The following is a 19,569-nucleotide window of genomic DNA, read 5'->3' on the forward strand; positions in this document are numbered from 1 at the left end:
CTTGATGTTGGCTATCCCCGGGAAAGTTGACTTCCCTGGGAATGTTGGCTTTCCCAAGGCTGCGGCGGTCGCCGCGCCCTGATTGGGAAAGCCGTGGGGTGATTATTGTGCGGCGATCGCTGCGGCCTCTTCGGCGACATGCAGGCCGCATTCGCGCGTTTCGTCCTGCTCCCACCACCAGCGGCCGGCGCGTTCCGGCTCGCCGGGCTTGATCGCCCGCGTGCAGGGCTCGCAGCCGATCGAGGGATAACCGCGGGCGTGCAGCGGATTGATCGGCACGCCGTTTGCGGAAACGAAGGCCTTGATCGCCTCCAGGTCCCAGTCGGCGAGCGGATTGACCTTCAGCAGGTGGCGTTCGGCGTCATATTCGGCAAAGGGCGTCTCGGCACGGTTGGCCGATTGGCCGCGGCGCAGGCCGGTGATCCAGATAGCGGCACCTTCGAGGGCACGCGCAAGCGGCTTCAGCTTGCGCACGCCGCAACAGGCATGCCGGGCCTCGACGCTCTCGTAGAAACCGTTGAGGCCGTATTGCGCCGCATAGGCGTCGATATCGGCCTTCTCGGGCTCGAAGCGATGGATATGGATGTCGTACTGGCTTTCGGTCTCTTCGATCAGCGACAGCGTCTCGGCAAACAGCCGGCCGGTCTGCAGCGTCGCGATATCGATCGGCAGGCGGTGCGTGCCGATCTCGGCGGTGATCACCTGGTCCTCGATGCCGAGTGACGTCGTGAACACCACGCGGCCGCCAAGGCCGGAGACCAGCGACAGACGTCCGGCAAGGTCAAGGCCCGCCAGTCTGTGGTTCAGCGCCTCGGCTTCCGCAATCGGCCCTTCTTCCGCAATCGGCCCGCCTTCTACAATCGGATTGATAGCAGTCATGAGATTCCTGTCCTTTGTTGAACGGGAGTATCGCAGTTCACGCATCGATCGGACAGAAAAAGGGATTTCGAAAGCTGCAGCCGAAGGAGCAAATATCTCTCCGAAGCTGCCGCGATGCAGAAAAGCAGCCGCCTGCGGATGAAAATCCACATCGGCAGCTCGAATGTCTATAGAAATAGTAGAGTTACACGCAGCCTGTCAATCCGAAATCTGAAGTGATGCCGAAAATGGTGCAGAAGGCGCGGTTTTGGCATAGATTAAGTGCGCTTGGCCGAGAGCAAAAAACAAGGCCAAAACGCTTGTCTCTCAAGGCTTTCTCCGGCGCGTTCAAATTCCGTTCATGCTGGTTGTGCCATAGAGGTGAAAGTACTTCCGTAGCGGTGCGGAAATTCGCGCCGCCTGTGTGTGTCGATGGTCAAAAATGATTACGCAAAAGGCGAAATATGCGCTGCGGGCGCTCACGGTCTTGGCTGATGCCGATGCCGACGAACCGGTGATGATTTCCGATATCGCGGCGCAGCAAAAGATCCCGAAAAAGTTCCTCGAACAGATCCTGCTCGACCTGAAACATCACGGCGTCGTCGCCAGCCGCCGCGGCAAGCAGGGTGGGTATCTCCTGCTGAAGCCCGCCCATACGATCACCTTCGGCGAGATCCTGCGCATCATCGACGGCCCGCTCGCTCCACTTCCGTGTCTGTCGATCACCGCCTATAGAAGGTGCGACGATTGCGATGGCGAACAGAACTGCCAGATCCGCCACGTCTTCGCCAAAGTGGCGGACGCCACCCGCAAGGTGCTGTTCTCGACGACCATCGCCGATGCCATCGCCCCAAAGCACAGCGCCGAAGTCACCCGGCTGCTCGCCTGAGCATCAGGGTGAAAACTGACGCCCGCATCTTTCTTCAAGATTTGGTGAAATCCCTTTTCCTCCGGCTCCGATGCTCCACCTGCCTGTCCATACGGGTAGGGAGGATATCATGTCTATAATTTCAGCACGGCGAGTAGTGGCTGCGGCCATGCTTTCGATGGCTTTCGCCACCGGCGCAATTGCTCATCACGGCTGGTCCTGGGCCGAGGCGGATCAGATCGAACTGCGCGGCACCATCGAGAAGATCTCCATGGGCGGACCGCATCCAACGCTCGATATCGCCACCGCCAATGACGGCGTCTGGCTCGTCGAACTCGGCAATCCGCGCCAGACGGAACGCTCCGGTTTCGTCGAAGGTGTGGCCAAGCCCGGCGACCAGGTGGTGGCCCTTGGAAACCGTTCGCAGGATCCAAAAGAAAAGCGGCTGAAGGCCGTGCGCCTCACCATCGGCGAGAAGCGCTACGATATCTATCCCGACCGCATCAAGACGAACTGACCTCTGGGCGAACTGAGCTGTGATCGACATTCTCGAATGGCTGTCGGCAACGACACCTGCGGTCGCGCTCCGGCGCTCCGGAACACTCTACATGTTCGTCAACGCAGCCCATATCCTGGCGATCGGCCTCTTGCTCGGCGCCATCCTGCCGCTCGATCTGAGGCTCGCCGGCTTCTTCCGCAAGGTGCCGGTTGAGATCGTCGCGCCGTTTCTGTCACGCGCCGCCGGCGTCGGCCTTGCCGCGGCTATTGTCACCGGCTTCTGCCTCTTCAGCGTCCGGGCGGTCGAATATGCCGGCAATTCCGCCTTCCTTGCCAAGCTCGGGCTGATCGCCCTCGGCATTCTCAACCTGTCGATTGTGCATCTCGGGCGAGGGTGGAAAATGGTGCTTTCCCTAGGCATCGTCCGGCCTGGCCTGCGCTTCTCCGCCGCCCTGTCTGCCGCCATCTGGATTGCCGCCGTGATCGCCGGACGATGGATCGGGTTTCTTTAGGGAATTAGCGAGCTGTCGGCGCGCGCCCGTCCGAGGCACTGCGGGTTCAACATGCTTGTTCGAATTCATCGCCCGAATCCTCTGCCGCGCCCATCCCACGGTCAGCCTCGCAGCATGCGACGAGCTTCATAAGCTTCCAGGAATTCCGGAGAGGCGACGTCATCGGCCAGCGCGCGAAGCGCAGAAGCGGAAGGACCCAGCACCACCTCGACGCGCTGATTGGCATCAGCCCACAGGGCCAATGCCTCGTGCAGACGGTGCTCACCATGCGTCGTCAGCGTCGCATGCTTCGTGCGGCCATCGTGTTCGTCCGGCATGAGCCCGACCAGTCCGTCCCGGACCAGCGGGCGAAGTGCGTGGGTCAAAGCAGAGATGCTGACGGCAAGGCGCTCGGCCAGGGATTGCAGGGTGGGCCATTGATGGCCGCCTTCGCGCAACGCAGCTATCTGGGTCAGAAGCCCGACCTGGGTGGCCTTCAGGCCGGTTGGCGCTACCGCATCGTCATAGAGTTGGCCTAGTCGCCGTGACGCGCGTCGAAGAGCGGTGTTTGTGCACACAAGTTCGGACAGGAGTTCGGGCGAACTCAGCCTGCCCCCACGCAGTTCCTCTCCGAGATTGCCAATCGAAAGTTTCTTACCCATCTCACTAAAATAGTTGAGGGCTCATCCATTGACAAGAGGACATCGCGACCATACGTAAACTTGAGTACTCAACCAAATAGGATTTTGACATGTCTGCATCATCGCTCAAGCCCGTCGCCCTCGTCACCGGCGCCTCCGCTGGCATCGGCGCCATCTACGCCGCGCGTCTCGCCGAAAAGGGGTATGACCTCATCCTCGTCGCCCGGCGGGCCGATCGTCTGAAGGCGCTCTCGGACAAGCTCGGCGCTGCCCACGGCACGAAAGTCGAGGTCGTGGAAGCCGACCTGACGAAAGACGCCGACGTCAACCGCGTCGAAAAGGTGCTGAAGGAAAATTCAGCGATCACGCTCCTCGTCAACAACGCCGGCAACTCGACCTTGGCTCCGGTCGCCAAGACCACTGAGGAAGACGCGGCCGCGATGATCGCGCTCAACGTCACTGCGCTCACGCGGCTGACACACGCCGTTCTGCCTGCATTCCTCAGCCGCAACCACGGCGCGATCGTCAACGTCGCTTCGGTCTTGTCCTTTCATGCCCTGCCGATCAGCGCGATCTACAGCGGCACCAAGGGCTATGTGATGAACTTCAGCCGGGGTCTGCAGCAGGAGCTGGCTGAGACCAATGTCCGCCTGCAACTCGTCATGCCGGCGGCGACGGCGACCGAACTCTGGGATTTGTCGGGCGTGCCGCTGGCGTCGCTCAACCAGGCGACCGTCATGACGTCCGAAAACCTGGTCGACGCCGCCCTGGCCGGTTTCGACAAGGGCGAAGATATCACGCTGCCATCCGTTGCCGACGCCAGTCTCTGGGACAAGTTCGACCAGGCCCGATCCACACTGTTCGCCGCGACGCAGACCGGTGAACCTGCGCCCCGTTACCGCGCCGTCTAGACACCCCGAAGGATCGAGCGCGCGGATTAACCCCTACGCCAGCGGCGTCGGCAGATCCGTGCGGTTGATTGATATTCATTACAAGGAGATTCCATTGCCCAGCCTGTTCGACCAATTCACGCTGAAAGGCGTCATCCTCCGAAACCGCATCGCGGTATCCCCCATGTGTCAATACTCCGCGACTGATGGCGTTCCGAACGACTGGCACGCCGCCCATCTCACAAGCTTGGCGCGCGGTGGCGCTGGCCTTGTCAATGTCGAAGCCACGGCTGTCTCTCCGGAGGGGCGTATCACGCCGGGCTGCACCGGTCTTTGGAATGATGTCCAGGCCGAGGCCTTTGGGCCGATTGTCGCCGGCATCGAAAAGGCGGGCGCGGTCGCAGGGATCCAGATCGGTCACGCCGGCCGCAAGGCCAGTGCAAACCGCCCTTGGGAAGGCGACGATCATATCGCCGATAGCGATCCGCGCGGCTGGGAAACCATCGCACCGTCCGCCATCGCGTTCGGCGGCGGCTTGGCCAAGGTCCCGCGCGCCATGACGAAGGCCGACATAGATCGCGTTCGTGGCGATTTTGTCGCTGCAGCGATCCGCGCGCGCGACATCGGATTCCGGTGGCTCGTGTTGCATTTTGCTCACGGCTATCTCGGCCAGAGCTTCTTCTCGCCGCATTCGAACCAGCGAGACGACGAATATGGCGGCAGCGCCGATAACCGTGGACGCTTCCTCCTCGAGACGCTGGCGGCCGTTCGTGAGGTCTGGCCCGAGGATCGTCCGCTGACGGCTCGCTTCGGCGTCATCGAGTTTGACGGTCGCGACCAGGAAACCCTGCAGGACGCGATCGATCTCGTCGGAAAATTCAAGAAGGCCGGCCTCGACTTCATCGACGTCAGCCTCGGCTTCTCAACCCCAGCCACCAATATTCCCTGGGGCCCGGGGTTCATCGCGCCTTACGCCGATCAGGTCCGCAAGGCCACTGGCCTCCCCGGTGCCGCAAGTTGGAACATCACTCAGCCGGAGCAAGCGGACGAACTCATCCGAAGCGGGCAGCTTGACCTGGTTATGATCGGCAAAGCGATGCTCGCCAATCCGCATTGGCCCTACCAAGCCGCGCGCAAGCTCGGTGTCGAGCGTCCGTCCTGGACATTGCCTGCCCCCTACGCACATTGGCTCGCATCCTACCGCGCTGCCTGAGCGATCGGGGCTCTCGAACATCGTTGAGGGCCCTTGTCTCTTCGCTTTAAAAAACGAACCAAGGCCCGCTGATTCATGGGCGCGATATCGCGCCTCACGTCAGACGGTTGGGCCGTGACGGGCGCTTGTGAAGGCTTTCGGTACCTGCATAGACGGACAAAGTAACGTCGGACGGCTCGCTTCTTATCGATCGCTGACGGCCGCGCGCGGGTTGACCCAGGGTTCCTGGTTCGAACGCGCCAGCGGCTGTTTGCCGAGGATATGGTCGGCGGCCTTCTCTCCCGTCATGATCGAGGGGCCGTTCAAATTGCCATAAGTGACGTGCGGGAAGATCGAGCTGTCGGCGACGCGCAGGCCATCGATGCCGATCACCCGCGTTTGCGGATCGACCACCGCCATCGGATCGTCCTTGGCGCCCATCCGGCAGGTGCCGCAGGGGTGATAGGCGCTTTCCAGATGTTCGCGCAGGAAGGCGTCGATCTCTTCGTCGCTTTGCACGCCTTCGCCCGGCTGGATCTCCGGCCCGCGATAGTCGTTGAAGGCGCTCTGCCCGAAGATCTCCCGGGTGAGACGCACGCAGTGGCGGAATTTCTCCCAATCCTCGGCATGGCTCATATAGTTGAAGCGCAACACCGGGTCGGCCTTGGGATCGGCGGAGCGCAAGCTCACGCTGCCGCGCGATTTCGACAGGTTGTAGCCGACATGAACCTGGAAGCCGTGGCTCTTCGCCGCCGCCTTGCCGTCATAGCTGATCGCCACCGGCAGGAAATGATACTGGATATCGGGCTGCTTCAGCCCAGGTGCCGAGCGCAGGAAGGCGCAGGCTTCGAACTGGTTGGAGGCGCCGAGCCCGCCGCGCGAGAGCAGCCATTGCGCGCCCGCCACCCCCTGCCAGAACCACGGCAGCCAAGAATAGAGCGACACCGGCTTGGTGCTCACCTGTTGGAAATAAAATTCCATATGGTCCTGCAGGTTGGCGCCGACGCCCGGCCGGTCTGCCTTCACCGCAATGCCCATGTCCTGCAGATGTTGGCCGGGACCGATGCCCGACAGCATCAAGAGCTTCGGCGAATTGAACGAGGAGGCCGAGACGATCACCTCGCGGTTCGCCTTCACCACCTCTGTTCTGCCGTTACGTTCGATCTCGACGCCGGTCGCCCGCCCGTCCTCGATCACGATCTTCTGCGCAAAGCCGTAGACGATCCTGACATTCTGCCGCTTCAGCGCCGGCCTCAGATAGGCGTTGGCGGCAGACCAGCGGCGGCCGCCGAAGATGGTCTGCTCCATCAGACCGAAGCCTTCCTGCTTGCTGCCGTTGTAATCCTCCGTCGTCTCGAAGCCCGCCTGTTTGCCGGCCTCGACGAAGGCGCGGAAGAGCGGATTGGTGAAGCCGCCGCGCTGGACATGCAGCGGCCCATCGGTGCCGCGCCAGCCCTCTTCGCCGCCATGCGAATGTTCCATCCGCTTGAAATAGGGAAGTACATCGGCATAGGCCCAGCCGCTGGCGCCGAGCTCCTCCCAGCGGTTGAAGTCCTCGGCATGGCCGCGCACATAGACCATGCCGTTGATCGACGAGGAGCCGCCGATCACCTTGCCGCGCGGCGCGGTGATGCGCCGGTTGTTGAGGTTCGCCTCGGGCTCGGACAGATAACCCCAATTATATCTCTTCATGCTCATCGGCCAGGCAAGCGCTGCCGGCATCTGGATGAACGGCCCGAAATCGCTGCCACCCGCCTCGATGACGATGACACTGTTCTTGCCGTCTTCCGACAAGCGGTAGGCGAGGGCGGAGCCGGCGGAGCCCGAACCGATGATGACGAAATCTGCTTGCATCTACTTGTTTCCCTCGAGCAGCCATCATCCGGCTGCTTCTTGTTTTCCCAGAGCCTGCCCCTCATCCGCCTGCCGGCACCTCTCCCCGCTCGCGGGGAGAAGGGGATATGCCGCACCGCCTTCCTTAACCTCGACGCTGCTTTAGGGCACGTCCCCTCTCCCCGCGCGCGGGGGTCCGGAGGACGGGTCGAGACGAGTGGCTCGACCCCGTTAGGGTGAGGGGCAAAGGCAAGGGCAGATGTGTTTCAATTCAATAAGGCGCCACCACCGGCCCCATGCCCACGTAAACCGTCTTCAGCTCGGAATAATGCTCCAGCGCGGCCAGCGAATTCTCGCGGCCGAAGCCGGATTGTTTCGAGCCGCCGAAGGGGATTTCCACCGGGCAGAGATTATAGGTGTTGATCCACAGCGTGCCCGCTTCCAGCCGGTCGACGACGCGGTGGGCGCGGGTGAGGTCGGCGGTGAAGACGCCGCCGGAAAGGCCGAATTCGCTGGCATTGGCGCGGGCAATCACTTCGTCCTCGGCGTCGAAATCGAGCACGCACATCACGGGGCCAAAGATCTCCTCGCGGGCGATTGTCATGTCGTCGGTGACATCGGCAAACACCGTCGGCTGCACATAATAGCCTTCGCCGGAGACGTTGTTCGGAATGCCGCCGCCGGCAATGAGTGTTGCGCCCTCGGCCTTGCCCTTCTCGATATAGGAGATCACCTTCTCGCGCTGCGCCCAGGAGACCATCGGGCCGACCTGCGTCGCCTCGTCCATCGGATCGCCGATCAGCATCGCCTCGGTGCGGATCTTCAGCCGCTTCAGGAACTCGGCCTTGATCGCCTTCTGCACGAAGACGCGCGTGCCGTTCGAGCAGACTTGGCCGGTCGAATAGAAATTGCCGAGCATGGAGCCGCCGACCGCCGAATCGAGATCGGCATCGTCGAAGACGATGAGCGGCGACTTGCCGCCGAGCTCCATCGTCACGTGCTTGAGGTTGCCGGCGGCAGCCGCCGCCACCCTGCGGCCGGTCGGCACCGATCCGGTCAGCGACACCTTGGCGACATCGGGATGGTTGACGAGCAGCGGCCCGGTGTCGCGGTCGCCCTGGATCACGTTGAAGAGCCCCTTCGGCAGTCCGGCCTCAAGCAGGATCTCCGCGATCTTGAGCGCGCCGAGCGGCGTGTTTTCGGACGGTTTGAACACCATGGCATTGCCGCAGACAAGCGCCGGCGCAGCTTTCCAGCAGGCGATCTGCTGCGGATAGTTCCAGGCGCCGATGCCGACGCAGACGCCGAGCGGCACCCGCTTGGTATAGGCAAAATCCTGGCCGAGCGGGATCTGCGAACCGTTGAGGCCGGCCGGCGCGATGCCGCCGAAGAATTCGAAGGCATCCGCACCCGAGGTCGGGTCAGCGACAACAGTCTCCTGGATCGGCTTGCCGGTGTCGAGCGTTTCCAGTTCGGAGAGCGCCCGGTTTCTCTCGCGCATGATGTCGGCTGCCCGTTTCAGGATGCGCCCGCGCGCCATCGGGCTCATCGCCGCCCATTCCGGCTGGGCGCGCTTGGCGGCGGCGATCGCCCGTTCGACGATCGCAGGCGTTGCGGCATGCAGCCGGGCGATCACCTCGCCGGTCGCCGGATAGAGGCTCTCGATGACGGTGCCGTCGGTATCCTCGACATATTCGCCATCGATGAAGTGCGAGGCTTTCGGCTGGGCTTTCATGTCATTTGTCCTTGGGTGGTTCGATGTGGTCGTCCCCTCTCGCTCCGGGGAGAGGGGGAGGCGGTGGCCAATAGCGCATTCAGATAATCCTCCGTCAGCGCGATCGAGGCTTCAATGCCGATCGGCGCCGATTTCAGACTTTGCCTGATATAGAGCCCGTCGATCATCGCCGCAGCGCCTTCGGCGATGCGTTCTGCGGCGTCAGCGGGCAACAGCACTTTCAGATCGGCCAGCAGATTGGAGCGCAGCCGTCGCGCATAGATCACCAGGAAGCGCCGCGTCTCTTCCGAGCGCTGCGCTTCGGCGTAAAAGGCAAGCCAGGCGGCAATCGTCTCCGGCGCGAACTGGTCAGCGTGGAAGCTGACACGGATGACGGCCGAAAGCCGGGCGCGCGGCGTCCTGGCGGCCTTGAGTGCCGCCACCGTATCGCTGCGCAACTGTCGGAGAAGCGAGCGGATCGTTTCGATCAGCAATTGCTCCTTGCTGCCGAAATAATGATGCGCGAGGGCCGGCGACACGCCGGCTTGCCGGGCGATGTCGGACATGGTGACGGCAAGCGAGCCGTGATCGCCGATCACCCGCAGCGCCGCATCGACAAGCGCCTTGCGGCGCACCGGCTCCATTCCGACCTTTGGCAACAGACCACTCCTTGAAATCAGCGACAGGTTATTTTTGATTGACTGATCAATCAATAAAAATCTTTAGCGATTTGCTCAGACGCAGATCTTTCCCTGCCGAATTGCTGCAGCATATTCGAATCTGTCAGGAGGTGAGTCATGGCCGATGTCTTCGAGGGAGCGCCGACATCTTCGCTGCAGTCGAAATGGATCTGGTTTGCCGGTCTAGGCGTGCTGCTGCTCGTCTGCGGTCTGATCGCGCTCGGCAATCTGATGCTCGCCACCGTCGTCTCGGTCTATTATGTCGGCATGCTGATGCTGTTCGGCGGCGTTATCTATCTCGTCCATGCCTTCCAGGTGCGCGGCTGGGATCACGTGCTGTTCTGGATACTGAGCGGCCTGCTCTATGTGCTTGCCGGCATCTGCGCCTTCATCAATCCGATCCTGACCTCGGCGGCGCTGACGCTGTTTCTCTCGCTCTCGCTCGTCGTCGCCGGCGTCTTCCGTACCTGGGTCGGCATGCGCATGAAGCCGGTCAAGGGCTGGCGCTGGATCGTCGCAAGCGGCGTCATCACCGCCCTTGCGGGTTTCGTCATCGCGCTCGGCTGGCCGGTGAACAGCCTGTGGATCCTCGGCCTGTTCCTGGCCGCCGATCTCATCGTTCAGGGCTCGACCATGATCGCCTTCGGCCTCGGCATCCGCAGTTGAGATTGTGGAGAGCGGCCGTTCTTTTTTGACAAGACCCGTTCTTTTTTGACAAGACTAGGACAGGGGATTAGACTGAAGGGGTTACGGGCCGCTCCCAGCACGCGGACGGTCCTATGTGCGAATGCACCAAGGCACCGGCGAGATCGCCGAGAATGCTGAAAATGGTCATGCGTCCCCCAGAGGCAGGGTTCTGCCTGATCAGAAAAGGGAGGAAGTTCATGCCGATGGTCACCGTTTCCATCTCTCCGCAACAGGCAGCGGGCATCCGCGCCGCCGTTGACAATGGCGGTTATGCCTCGAGCAGCGAGGTCGTCCGCGAGGCGCTGCGTCTCTGGGATACCGCCCGCAAGCTCAACGAGTTCCGGGACGATATTCTTGACGACGACGCTCCATCCAGCGGCAGATGCGTCGCCGACATGTTCGCCGATCACGAGGCGGAGCGCCGTCGCTCCGCCTGAGCAAGCGTTTGATTTTATTGGGTAAATCTAATAAGCGCTGAACGCGTCGCGATGGGCCGCGCGTTTCATAAAACTTTCGTTTACTTGATCCTGCCACGGCATGTTCCGAACGAGGACCACGCCCCCGGCTGCATTCTCGGCTACGACCGCGCGGCACGGAAGCCCTGTTCCCGCTGATGCGCTTTCGATCGGGTCATCGAACTGCCGGAAGGCCTCATCTTCCATCGGTTGGGCGAGGCGAATTGACGCCCTTGCCACTTCCAGTCTTCCCAAGCCTCCGGGGCTGATTTACTTCCTTTGTCCAGCGAATAGAGCAATTCCCAGGAAAACTGCGAAGCGGTTTTTCGTCCGGGATTGCGTAAAACCTAAGGTTAGAGCGGTTCTGAACCGCTCTAGGAGGAGCCTGGTCATGCCATTGCCTCAGGAAATGCGTTTCGTCGATCTGCCGTCCTTTGGCGGGCCGGAGGCAATGACAATCGGCAGGCGCCCGCTGCCTGTGCCCGGCGACGGAGAGGTCCTGGTGCGCGCCGAGGCGATCGGCGTCAACCGCCCCGATATTGCCCAGCGCCAGGGCAGCTATCCCCCGCCGAAGGGTGCGAGCCCGATCCTCGGCCTGGAGCTTGCAGGCGAAATTGTCGCCGTCGGCCCCGGCGTCCGCGGCCATGCCGTCGGCGACAAGGTCTGCGGGCTCGCCAATGGCGGCGCCTATGCCGAATATTGCCTGCTGCCGGCAGGCCAGATTCTGCCCTTTCCCAAAGGTTATGACGCGGTGAAGGCGGCGGCTTTGCCTGAGACCTTCTTCACCGTCTGGGCCAATCTCTTCCAGATGGCCGGGCTGACGGAAGGCGAGACGGTGCTGATCCATGGCGGTTCCAGCGGCATCGGCACGGCGGCGATCCAGCTCGCCCGCGCCTTCGGCGCCGAGGTCTACGCGACGGCGGGCTCGAAGGAGAAATGCGAGGCTTGCGAAAATCTTGGCGCCAAACGCGCGATCAACTACCGGACCGAGGATTTCGCCGAGGTGATCAAGGCCGAGACTGACCACGGCGTCGATATCATCCTCGACATGATCGGCGCCGCCTATTTCGAGCGCAACATCGCCTCGCTGGCGAGGGATGGCTGCCTGTCGATCATCGCCTTCCTCGGCGGCGCGCTCGCCGAAAAGGTCAATCTCTCGCCGATCATGGTCAAGCGCCTGACGGTCACGGGCTCCACCATGCGCCCGCGCACGGCGGAAGAAAAACGCGCCATCCGCGATGATCTTCTCTCCGAGGTCTGGCCGCTGCTTGCCGCTGGCACCGTCGCACCCGTCATCCACAAGGTCTTTGCCTTCGACGAGGTCGTCGAAGCCCACCGGCTGCTGGAAGACGGCAGCCATGTCGGCAAGGTCATGCTGCGCGTTGGCTAGAGCAATTCCAGCAAAAGTGTGCAGCGGTTTTGCGTCCGGAATTGCGCCAGACCAAAGAGCAATTCCAGCAAAAGTGTGCAGCGGTTTTGCCAGGCAAAGCGCGAAGCGCTTTTGCCGGGAATTGCGCCAAAACAAAGAGATAGGGCGCTCTTAGTGCGTCATATCGGACGCGCGGCGCGGTAATGTCAGCGACACCGCGACGGCGAGAACACCTGGCACCGCCATCAGCAGATAGAGCCAGTGCGCTGCCGAAAGCGCGCCTGATATGCCGCCGGGATGAACGAGGCCGGCGCCATTGGCGATGAGGCCGGCAAAGGCGGCGCCGAACGCCCCACCGAGCGAACTCATTGTCGGGATCGCGGCAGAAGCCTTGTCTTTCTCGTTGTCGGCGACGAGTTTCAGCACCATGGCGACGAGATGCGCCCAGCCGAGCCCGATGCCGAAGCCCATCATGAACATGCCGATCGCCGCCGGCACGATAAGGAGCATATGCCCCTCGGGATTGTCCTTGGCGAGGAAGACGGCGAGGCAAGCGGTCGCCGCCGCCTCGATGAGGGCGCCAATGACGATTGCCGCGTACGCCCGCCTGCCGGTCAGCGAGCCGCTGAGGAAGGCCGCAAACGTCCATCCGAGGGCAACCAGCGCCACCAGATAACCCGATGCGAGTGGAGCCACCCCATGCAGGGTCTGCAGGAAATAGGGAATGAACACGTCGCTGACGAGGACGACGGTCATGGCGAGCATCGCCAGGTAGACCCGGGAAATCGGCTGGGAAAGGCTGACGGCGCCAGAGGGCAGCAAGCGGTTCGGGCTTCTGCCCTCGATGAAGATCATGCCGGCGACCGCGACGACCGAAGCGGCGATCAGCGCGACCTTCGTGGCTGTCGCCTCGATCGCGCCGGCCGTGCTGACCATCAGGACGGCGGCAAGCAGCAGCCCGATCTGGGCAATCGGCGTCTTTACCTGCTCGCGGTCGTCCTCGACCTCTGGCAACAGCCGCGGCGCCAGGAAGGCCATCAGCAGGCCGAGCGGCACGAGCACGATGAATGCGTAGCGCCAGGCGTGGCCGGATGAAAAGAAGCCGCCGAACGTCGGCCCGATGACGGTCGAGACCCCCCAGATCGCCGCATAGAGCGTCGAGGCTTTTGGCCATAGCGGCTCGGGATAAACGAAGCGGATGAAGGCATAGCCGAGCGCGGCAAGTGCGCCTGTTCCGAGACCCTGCACCGCACGTCCGATCAGCACCACTGGCATCGACGGTGCGGCCGCGGCAATCAGGCTGCCGACGCCGAAGACCAGCGCCGCGATCACATAGACGGATCGAAGCCCGGTGCCGCGCGGCCGCATGGCGACAAAGATCGAGCCGAGTACGGCCGCGGCGACGAACAAGCTGGTGACCCAGGAAAACAGCGCGAGGCCGCCGATATCCCGCACGATCGATGGCGCGATCGTCGCCATGATGTAAGTCTCCACCGCATAAAGCGTCACGCCGCCTGCCAGCATCAGCGTTGCCGGCAGATGCTCGGGCGCAAAGAGGCGGAAGAGGGAGCTAGCGTTGGGAATAGTTGCAGTCTGGTCGATATTCGACATGGGATGATCCCGAGATTTTTGCTGGCGGAGGATTATTTTCCAAGTTATAAATTGGAAAATTACACGCCGCCTCAAATTAAACAAGACTTGACTTGGAAAATATGCGCCAGTCCCCAGCCAACCGGATCCTGATCCTGATAAAGACCGACGGCCCGCAGCTCGCCGCCGCGATCGGCGATGCGCTCGGCATATCAGGCGAAGCCGCCCGCCAGCAACTGTCGAAGATGGCGGAGGAGGGGCTGGTGGAACCGGTCACCGTTGCCGCCGCGGGCCGGGGCCGGCCGCGTCAGCTCTGGCACCTCACAGCCAGCGGCAACCGCCAGTTCCCGGATGGCCATGCCGAACTGACGGCAAACCTCCTTGGCACGCTCGTCGAACAGCTCGGCCCCGTAGCCCTCGATACGGTCATTGCCGCCCGCGAGGCCGAGACGCTGCAGCGTTATCGGCAGGAACTCAGCCAGGCGCATGACCTTGCCGCCCGCGTCGAGGCCCTTGCCGGCATCCGCACCCGCGAGGGCTATATGGCCGATTGTTGGAGACAAGCGGACGGCTCCTTCATGCTGGTCGAAAACCACTGCCCGATCTGTGCGGCCGCCACCGCCTGCGCCGGCTTCTGCCGCTCCGAACTCGAAACCTTCCGCGCCGTCCTCAGCGCCGAGGTCGAACGCAGCGAACACATCCTCGCCGGCGCCCGCCGCTGCGCCTATCGCATCACGCCGCATTGACGCCTGTCGATCGGAGCGCCGCATGTCACGCCGGTTGCCGCGCCTGCCGCCTGCTGCTTTCGAGATAGAGCAGCACTCCGATCGATGCGAGACCCGCGGCCGCGCCGACGAAGGCGGTGCCGGAATAATCGGTGATCGCGGTGCCGAAGGCGAAGAGACCGGCGCTGATGCCAACCCCAATGAACGTGTTCAGCGAGATCAGGGAGGTTCCAAGCCCCGGCCGGTCCGCGATCAGGTCCTGCAGATAGGTGATCGGCACGCTGAGGATCGCTGCCGCCCCACAGGCATTGAAGAGGAGGAGTGCGTAGACGTGCCAGGGTGCGGAAGCAAAGCCGAGCAGCAGCAGATAGACGCAATAGATCAGCGCGCCGAACGCAAGCACATGCGCGCTTCGGAAGCGGCGCTGCGCAAAGCCCCACATCATCATGAACGGCATCTCGAGCAACGCCGTCAAGCCTGCAATGAAGCCGACATCGACCACGGTGCCGCCAGCCGCACGGGTAATGATCAGCGGCAGGAGCATGGCGTTCAGCCGCTGCAGCCCGAACAGCATCGCCATGACGATGACGCGCGACAGCACATGCGGCACGAAAATCCGTTTCAGCGAAGCAAAGAAGCCGACTGGATCGGGGGCAGGGCCGCCTGAGCCATTTCCGGGTGCGAAGAAAAAATACAGGCAGAAGCAGGTGCAGCTTGCCAGTGCCGCGATCCCATAGGCCGGCGTCATCGACGGCGAACTGACGAGATAGAGGCCGATCAACCCCGGCGCCAGCGCCCATGAGCCGGAAAAGAGCGCCCGCACCGTTGCGGTGATCGCCGCCCCCTGGCCACGGTCCATCTGGTTGGTCCTGGCGCGCAGGCTGGCAAACAGCAGCGAATAGGTGGAATTGCTCATCGGCACCAGCAACAGCGTGGAGAAGATGAAGACCGCGGGGCTATGAATGAGCGCGATCGACCCGAAGCCGAGCATGCCGGCGACGCAAAGCCCCAGCACCAGCGGCCGGCGCTCCTTCAGCCTGTCCGACCAGATGCCGAGCGTCAGGCTCGTCGTGACGTTGACGATCGAAGACAAGAACACCAGTGCCGAATAGGCGCCGTTGCTCATGCCGAGTTCGTTGATCCCGATGATCGACTGATAGGGCGCGGTCGACGCATAGGTGAAGGCGAGCGCGACGAGGGTCACGGTCGGGATGCGGATCCTGTTGTCGCGAAGGATCAAGGAAAAGGTGGATGACATGGGAACGGTTCCTGATGCACCACTCTTAGTCGCATCGGACCCATCAGAGAAACGATAGTTTTCGATCGCCTCGGTCAATTTATGTGATGAATATTTGGACGATGTGATCGCGCTCCGAGCCCGCAACGAGGCCGAGCGCCTAGCTCAGAATTTCGCGACCAAACTTGAGAGCCAGAAGTCGATTTGCCCGAAGGGAAGCACCTTTCCCAAAAATCCGACCAGAGCTGAGGTACTGACGATCAGCGCCAGCCCCACAAGTGTTCCGAGGACTATTCCAACGCTCGCCTTTGCCGGCCGGCGTGCCAGCCAAGACGCCAGACCCAGGGAGACAATGGTGAAAAATGCCAACAATATGGACTCGGTGATAGACATGCCCGCTTGCAAAACAATTCCTTGGAATGTGAACCGGGCTGCACGATAGCGTCCCGATGCGTCCAAACTCAAGGCCTGGGATGGCGGCCAATTGACTCTATCAATCTTCTGCCCTTAGTGCTCGCCGGGGTTGATCAATTGGGTGGGGACAATGAAATTTCGCTTTATTGGCGCTGTTGCAGGTTGCACGCTCCTTGATCCGCCGACGCCGTTTGAGCGCACCTTTCGTCAAGGTACGAAAACTTGCGATTTTCCCATTACCTGGAAATCGGCGAGACAAGTCATGACAACTCTTGAGATAGATTCGCCTGTCGGCGCACAGTTTTGGGATGCCATCAACGAAATATGTAACGTCGTGAATGCTGGAAATAAGAGCAAAACCATCGAAATCCGGGCTCGTGACAGACACGGTGTTCTGCGGAACATCGTTGTTGAAAGAGATTAGGAAAAGCGCGGAAGCTCACCCCCTCTCCGTCTTCCTCGGGCTTGACCCGAGGACCCACGCTGACCTCCACCAGCAGCGGGCATGGATCCTCCGCTCAAGGCCGAGGAGGATGGAATGTGCGGTGACGTCTCCGCCAAACTCACCGCAGGCGCGCCAGTTGCTCCATCAGGCAGGCCCTCGCGCAGCCGCCTAACCCTTGCAAAGCGTCAACCCCGTTGGCTTTCCCCGCGTGACGCGTTATGGACTGCGCTATCCCGCCAGCATCCGGATGAGAGCTCATGACCAATCCCGTCACCGTCGAAGTCACCCGCGGTCTGCTCGTCGAAAGTCGCCATCGCGGCTCGGTGGCTGTGGTCGATGGCGATGGCAAGCTTGTCTTCTCGCTGGGCGACATCGAGGTCGCGGTCTTTCCGCGCTCGTCCTGCAAGGCGATGCAGGCGCTGCCGCTGGTCGAGAGCGGTGCTGCCGATGCCTATGGCTTCGGTGACAAGGAATTGGCGCTGGCCTGCGCCTCGCACAATGGCGAGGACGAGCACGTGGCGCTCGCCTCCTCCATGCTGTTGCGTGCCGGTCGCGATGCGCAAGCGCTGGAATGCGGCGCCCACTGGTCCATGAGTCAGAAGACCCTGATCCATCAGGCCCGCACGCTCGAGGCACCGACCGCGCTGCACAACAATTGCTCGGGAAAACATGCCGGTTTCATCTGCGCCTGCTGCCATCAGGACCTCGATCCGAAGGGTTATGTCGGCACCCAGCACCCGCTGCAGATCGAGATCCGCGCGGTGATGGAAAGCCTGACCGGCGCCGTGATTGGCGCCGATAGCTGCGGCACCGACGGCTGCTCGATCCCGACCTATGCCGTGCCGCTACGCAGCCTGGCCCATGGTTTTGCCAAAATGGCGACCGGCACCGGCCTGGAACCCTTGCGCGCCAAGGCATCCCGCCGGCTGATCGAGGCCTGCATGGCCGAGCCCTTCTATGTCGCCGGCTCCGGGCGCGCCTGCACGGCGCTGATGCAGATCGCCCCCGGCCGCATCTTCTGCAAGACAGGTGCCGAAGGCGTCTTCTGCGCGGCGATCCCGGAAAAGGGCATCGCCATCGCGCTCAAATGCGAGGATGGCATGACCCGCGCTGCCGAAGCCATGGTGGCGGCGACCCTCGCCCGCTTCTTCGAGGCGGAGAGCGAGGTGCATGCGGCATTGATGGCTCATGCCGCAACGCCGATGCTCAATTGGAACGGCATCCATGTCGGCGATATCAGGGTCACCTCCGCCTTGGCCGGATGACTACGAGCTTACATATATAAGTTATTAGAAAAATAAGAATTGCCTAATATAAAGAGGGATACGTCCTGCGATCGCGGATGCACCCTTTCGCGGCGACGTGAGCACAGTCCTGGAAGCCGTGAGGGCAGGGCATGTTTGCAGGCCGCTATCTCTGGTGGATGCTGATGGGGATCGGCATCTTCATGTTCGCCGCGCTGAGCCTCGATTATATCACCTGGCTCACGATCCAGCTGTCCGGCTGCGGCGATATGGCCGGCGCCTGCGAGCCGGTCCTCCGGCTGATATCGGGCATGCTCAAACCCGCCTGCATCTGGGCTGCACTCGGCGTGCTCTTCATGGCAACGCTGCTGCGTCTTCACACGCTCTCGCTCATCTGGTTCTGGGGACCGGTCGTCGCTGTCTGGTTCGTCGCCTCCACGCCGATCCTCCTCTTCGTTGCAGCGGATGCGGCGGCTCTGACGCAACCCACCACCCTGGCGGTGCTGCCGGTCGCCTTCCTGTTTCTGGCGGCCTTTGTCATCTATCTCATGTTTGCGCTCGAGGATGGCGACATGCTGCCTCTTGCAGCCTCGGTGCCCTTGCGCCCCACACTCCGCCTGACGGCGGTCTACGGCGCGCTTGCCGGCGTAGCCTTCATGCCGGAACTGTCGCGGATCGCCGGGACACTGCTCGACATGCCGGCACTTTCCGTCGTCATCGCGCTGGCGCAGCCATATCTGCAGATGGTGCTGACCTTTGGAACCGGCAGCATGGCGCCGGCCTATGCCGTGTTGGCGGCCTTCATCGCGGCCCTTGCCGCAAGCCTCTTGCCGCATGCTGCAGCACCGCAGCCCTCCCGCAGCACCATCATGCTGCGGCGATTGCGCCGTTGAGATCGCGATAGGGTTTCAGCTGTTCAGCCGTCATCTCCGCCGGCACGATCAGCCCCGCCACCTCGGAAATGCCAAGCACGGGGCAGGGCGAGACGAGGTCGAACTTCTCCTCGGTCAGCAGCACATGCGTTTCAGCCGCGCAGCGGGCGATGTGCCGCTTGATCGCCGCTTCCTCGAAATCGCCGGTGGAAAGCCCGTGCACCGGATGGGCGGCCGTCACCCCGAGGAAGAAGAGGTCGGGGCGAAGCTGCGAGATCGCCGCCATCGCCGCTGCCCCCGTCGCCACCATCGAATGTTTGTAGAGCCGTCCGCCGGCGAGGATCACCTCGGCTGTCGGGTGGTGTTCGAGTTCGGCGGCAATCGTCGGGCTGTGGGTCGCAACCGTCAGCGGCATGTCGCGCGGCAAGTGCCTGGCGATCTCCGCCGTCGTCGTGCCGCCGTCGAGGAAGATCATCTGACCGGGCTTCACCATCGCCGCCGCCGCCGCCCCCAGCCGTGCCTTGATCTGCGACGACACGCTGCGCCGGGCGGTAAAATCCGGCAGATCAGGCGCCAGCGGCATCGCCCCGCCATGCACTCGTTTCAACAGCCCCTCCGCCGCCATTTCCCGGAGGTCACGCCGGATAGTGTCCTCCGAAAGCGCGAAATCCTCGGCGACGCGTTTGGCGATCACCTGGCCGTCACGGCGCAGGATGTCGAGAATGAGGGCCTTGCGTTGGGTTGTCAGCATCGTCTCTCTGCACGAAATTAAACATAATAGCCCGATATTGCACGAAGTGACTCGACATTCAAGAAATATCGTGCATTTTCACGAAATCCCGTGCATGAGGCCGGGAAAATGCTCA

General features: G+C 62.4%; 21 protein-coding genes. 12 read left to right on the forward strand and 9 right to left on the reverse strand.

Annotated elements, in window-relative coordinates; genetic code table 11:
- Positions 1–102: 102 nt before the first annotated feature.
- A complete protein-coding gene (locus tag AC244Q_RS04435) occupies positions 103–879 on the reverse strand; it encodes a phosphoadenylyl-sulfate reductase (RefSeq protein WP_113546298.1) in 777 nt (258 codons plus the stop codon).
- A gap of 421 nt (positions 880–1,300) precedes the next feature.
- Between AC244Q_RS04435 and AC244Q_RS04440 the strand changes: the two genes are divergently transcribed.
- The 3 genes from AC244Q_RS04440 to AC244Q_RS04450 all read left to right on the forward strand — a co-directional run bounded on the left by AC244Q_RS04440 (position 1,301) and on the right by AC244Q_RS04450 (position 2,736).
- Complete coding sequence (locus AC244Q_RS04440; protein WP_012756541.1) at positions 1,301–1,747, forward strand: RrF2 family transcriptional regulator; 447 nt, start codon at positions 1,301–1,303, stop codon at positions 1,745–1,747.
- 109 nt (positions 1,748–1,856) lie between these two features.
- A complete protein-coding gene (locus AC244Q_RS04445; protein WP_113546210.1) occupies positions 1,857–2,243 on the forward strand; it encodes a DUF6152 family protein in 387 nt (128 codons plus the stop codon).
- Between the two features lie 19 nt (positions 2,244–2,262).
- Positions 2,263–2,736, forward strand: coding sequence for a DUF6644 family protein (locus AC244Q_RS04450; RefSeq protein ID WP_113546209.1), 474 nt, complete (start codon positions 2,263–2,265; stop codon positions 2,734–2,736).
- Positions 2,737–2,837: 101 nt separating this feature from the next.
- Here AC244Q_RS04450 and AC244Q_RS04455 read toward each other — a convergent pair whose 3' ends face one another.
- On the reverse strand, positions 2,838–3,377 hold the full coding sequence (locus AC244Q_RS04455) for a MarR family winged helix-turn-helix transcriptional regulator (protein ID WP_113546208.1): 540 nt from the start codon (positions 3,375–3,377) through the stop codon (positions 2,838–2,840).
- An 89-nt stretch (positions 3,378–3,466) separates the two neighbouring features.
- Between AC244Q_RS04455 and AC244Q_RS04460 the strand changes: the two genes are divergently transcribed.
- A complete protein-coding gene (locus AC244Q_RS04460; protein WP_113546207.1) occupies positions 3,467–4,267 on the forward strand; it encodes an SDR family NAD(P)-dependent oxidoreductase in 801 nt (266 codons plus the stop codon).
- A gap of 94 nt (positions 4,268–4,361) precedes the next feature.
- Positions 4,362–5,459: an NADH:flavin oxidoreductase/NADH oxidase gene (locus AC244Q_RS04465; RefSeq protein WP_113546206.1), complete on the forward strand. Its 1,098-nt coding sequence runs from the start codon at positions 4,362–4,364 to the stop codon at positions 5,457–5,459.
- 183 nt (positions 5,460–5,642) lie between these two features.
- On the opposite strand, the gene betA is transcribed toward AC244Q_RS04465, so the two are convergent.
- The 3 genes from betA to betI all read right to left on the reverse strand — a co-directional run bounded on the left by betA (position 5,643) and on the right by betI (position 9,629).
- On the reverse strand, positions 5,643–7,292 hold the full coding sequence (gene betA / locus AC244Q_RS04470; protein WP_113546205.1) for a choline dehydrogenase: 1,650 nt from the start codon (positions 7,290–7,292) through the stop codon (positions 5,643–5,645).
- A gap of 250 nt (positions 7,293–7,542) precedes the next feature.
- A complete protein-coding gene (betB, locus tag AC244Q_RS04475) occupies positions 7,543–9,006 on the reverse strand; it encodes a betaine-aldehyde dehydrogenase (protein WP_113546204.1) in 1,464 nt (487 codons plus the stop codon).
- Positions 9,003–9,629 carry a transcriptional regulator BetI gene (betI, locus tag AC244Q_RS04480; RefSeq protein WP_128407451.1) on the reverse strand — a complete coding sequence of 209 codons (627 nt, stop codon included), beginning with the start codon at positions 9,627–9,629 and terminating at the stop codon, positions 9,003–9,005. Before betI ends, betB begins: the two co-directional genes overlap by 4 nt.
- A 153-nt stretch (positions 9,630–9,782) precedes the next feature.
- On the opposite strand from betI, the gene AC244Q_RS04485 reads away from it, so the two are divergent.
- From AC244Q_RS04485 to AC244Q_RS04495, 3 genes are all read left to right on the forward strand, one after another.
- Positions 9,783–10,331: an HdeD family acid-resistance protein gene (locus tag AC244Q_RS04485; protein ID WP_012756550.1), complete on the forward strand. Its 549-nt coding sequence runs from the start codon at positions 9,783–9,785 to the stop codon at positions 10,329–10,331.
- Between the two features lie 218 nt (positions 10,332–10,549).
- The gene (locus AC244Q_RS04490; RefSeq protein WP_113546202.1) at positions 10,550–10,789 is read left to right on the forward strand and encodes a ribbon-helix-helix domain-containing protein; all 240 of its coding nucleotides are present in this window, start codon (positions 10,550–10,552) and stop codon (positions 10,787–10,789) included.
- Between the two features lie 409 nt (positions 10,790–11,198).
- Positions 11,199–12,197 (forward strand): NAD(P)H-quinone oxidoreductase, encoded by a 999-nt coding sequence (locus tag AC244Q_RS04495; protein WP_113546200.1) that lies wholly within the window; start codon positions 11,199–11,201, stop codon positions 12,195–12,197.
- Positions 12,198–12,347: 150 nt separating this feature from the next.
- On the opposite strand, the gene AC244Q_RS04500 is transcribed toward AC244Q_RS04495, so the two are convergent.
- On the reverse strand, positions 12,348–13,787 hold the full coding sequence (locus tag AC244Q_RS04500) for an MFS transporter (protein WP_113546199.1): 1,440 nt from the start codon (positions 13,785–13,787) through the stop codon (positions 12,348–12,350).
- A gap of 101 nt (positions 13,788–13,888) precedes the next feature.
- On the opposite strand from AC244Q_RS04500, the gene AC244Q_RS04505 reads away from it, so the two are divergent.
- Positions 13,889–14,512 (forward strand): helix-turn-helix transcriptional regulator, encoded by a 624-nt coding sequence (locus AC244Q_RS04505; RefSeq protein ID WP_113546297.1) that lies wholly within the window; start codon positions 13,889–13,891, stop codon positions 14,510–14,512.
- A 25-nt stretch (positions 14,513–14,537) separates the two neighbouring features.
- Here the strand turns inward: AC244Q_RS04505 and AC244Q_RS04510 are convergent, their stop codons facing one another.
- Both AC244Q_RS04510 and AC244Q_RS04515 read right to left on the reverse strand, forming a co-directional pair.
- Positions 14,538–15,749, reverse strand: coding sequence for an MFS transporter (locus tag AC244Q_RS04510; protein WP_113546198.1), 1,212 nt, complete (start codon positions 15,747–15,749; stop codon positions 14,538–14,540).
- Positions 15,750–15,893: 144 nt separating this feature from the next.
- Entirely contained in the window at positions 15,894–16,121 is a 228-nt protein-coding gene (locus AC244Q_RS04515; RefSeq protein WP_164902356.1) for a hypothetical protein, read from the reverse strand.
- A gap of 151 nt (positions 16,122–16,272) precedes the next feature.
- Here AC244Q_RS04515 and AC244Q_RS04520 point away from each other — a divergent pair, with 151 nt between their 5' ends.
- From AC244Q_RS04520 to AC244Q_RS04530, 3 genes are all read left to right on the forward strand, one after another.
- On the forward strand, positions 16,273–16,566 hold the full coding sequence (locus AC244Q_RS04520; protein ID WP_128407443.1) for a hypothetical protein: 294 nt from the start codon (positions 16,273–16,275) through the stop codon (positions 16,564–16,566).
- 278 nt (positions 16,567–16,844) lie between these two features.
- Positions 16,845–17,852, forward strand: a complete 1,008-nt coding sequence (locus AC244Q_RS04525; protein WP_113546196.1) for an asparaginase — start codon at positions 16,845–16,847, stop codon at positions 17,850–17,852.
- Between the two features lie 131 nt (positions 17,853–17,983).
- Complete coding sequence (locus AC244Q_RS04530; protein WP_113546195.1) at positions 17,984–18,724, forward strand: hypothetical protein; 741 nt, start codon at positions 17,984–17,986, stop codon at positions 18,722–18,724.
- Here AC244Q_RS04530 and AC244Q_RS04535 read toward each other — a convergent pair.
- A complete protein-coding gene (locus AC244Q_RS04535) occupies positions 18,699–19,454 on the reverse strand; it encodes a DeoR/GlpR family DNA-binding transcription regulator (RefSeq protein ID WP_012756559.1) in 756 nt (251 codons plus the stop codon). The two genes, AC244Q_RS04530 and AC244Q_RS04535, sit on opposite strands and share 26 nt — an antisense overlap.
- Between the last annotated feature and the right edge of the window lie 115 nt (positions 19,455–19,569).

This window comes from Rhizobium sp. CB2179 (assembly GCF_057653455.1).

Bases quoted from the DNA above. Each gene is read 5' to 3' on its own strand.
- betB (WP_113546204.1), bottom strand. From the start codon at position 9,006: ATGAAAGCCCAGCCGAAAGCCTCGCACTTCATCGATGGCGAATATGTC.
- AC244Q_RS04485 (WP_012756550.1), top strand. From the start codon at position 9,783: ATGGCCGATGTCTTCGAGGGAGCGCCGACATCTTCGCTGCAGTCGAAA.
- AC244Q_RS04490 (WP_113546202.1), top strand. From the start codon at position 10,550: ATGCCGATGGTCACCGTTTCCATCTCTCCGCAACAGGCAGCGGGCATC.
- AC244Q_RS04535 (WP_012756559.1), bottom strand. From the start codon at position 19,454: ATGCTGACAACCCAACGCAAGGCCCTCATTCTCGACATCCTGCGCCGT.
- AC244Q_RS04520 (WP_128407443.1), top strand. From the start codon at position 16,273: ATGAAATTTCGCTTTATTGGCGCTGTTGCAGGTTGCACGCTCCTTGAT.
- betI (WP_128407451.1), bottom strand. From the start codon at position 9,629: ATGGAGCCGGTGCGCCGCAAGGCGCTTGTCGATGCGGCGCTGCGGGTG.
- AC244Q_RS04515 (WP_164902356.1), bottom strand. From the start codon at position 16,121: ATGTCTATCACCGAGTCCATATTGTTGGCATTTTTCACCATTGTCTCC.
- betA (WP_113546205.1), bottom strand. From the start codon at position 7,292: ATGCAAGCAGATTTCGTCATCATCGGTTCGGGCTCCGCCGGCTCCGCC.
- AC244Q_RS04505 (WP_113546297.1), top strand. From the start codon at position 13,889: ATGCGCCAGTCCCCAGCCAACCGGATCCTGATCCTGATAAAGACCGAC.
- AC244Q_RS04460 (WP_113546207.1), top strand. From the start codon at position 3,467: ATGTCTGCATCATCGCTCAAGCCCGTCGCCCTCGTCACCGGCGCCTCC.
- AC244Q_RS04510 (WP_113546198.1), bottom strand. From the start codon at position 15,749: ATGTCATCCACCTTTTCCTTGATCCTTCGCGACAACAGGATCCGCATC.
- AC244Q_RS04445 (WP_113546210.1), top strand. From the start codon at position 1,857: ATGTCTATAATTTCAGCACGGCGAGTAGTGGCTGCGGCCATGCTTTCG.
- AC244Q_RS04500 (WP_113546199.1), bottom strand. From the start codon at position 13,787: ATGTCGAATATCGACCAGACTGCAACTATTCCCAACGCTAGCTCCCTC.
- AC244Q_RS04530 (WP_113546195.1), top strand. From the start codon at position 17,984: ATGTTTGCAGGCCGCTATCTCTGGTGGATGCTGATGGGGATCGGCATC.
- AC244Q_RS04525 (WP_113546196.1), top strand. From the start codon at position 16,845: ATGACCAATCCCGTCACCGTCGAAGTCACCCGCGGTCTGCTCGTCGAA.
- AC244Q_RS04455 (WP_113546208.1), bottom strand. From the start codon at position 3,377: ATGGGTAAGAAACTTTCGATTGGCAATCTCGGAGAGGAACTGCGTGGG.
- AC244Q_RS04495 (WP_113546200.1), top strand. From the start codon at position 11,199: ATGCCATTGCCTCAGGAAATGCGTTTCGTCGATCTGCCGTCCTTTGGC.
- AC244Q_RS04440 (WP_012756541.1), top strand. From the start codon at position 1,301: ATGATTACGCAAAAGGCGAAATATGCGCTGCGGGCGCTCACGGTCTTG.
- AC244Q_RS04435 (WP_113546298.1), bottom strand. From the start codon at position 879: ATGACTGCTATCAATCCGATTGTAGAAGGCGGGCCGATTGCGGAAGAA.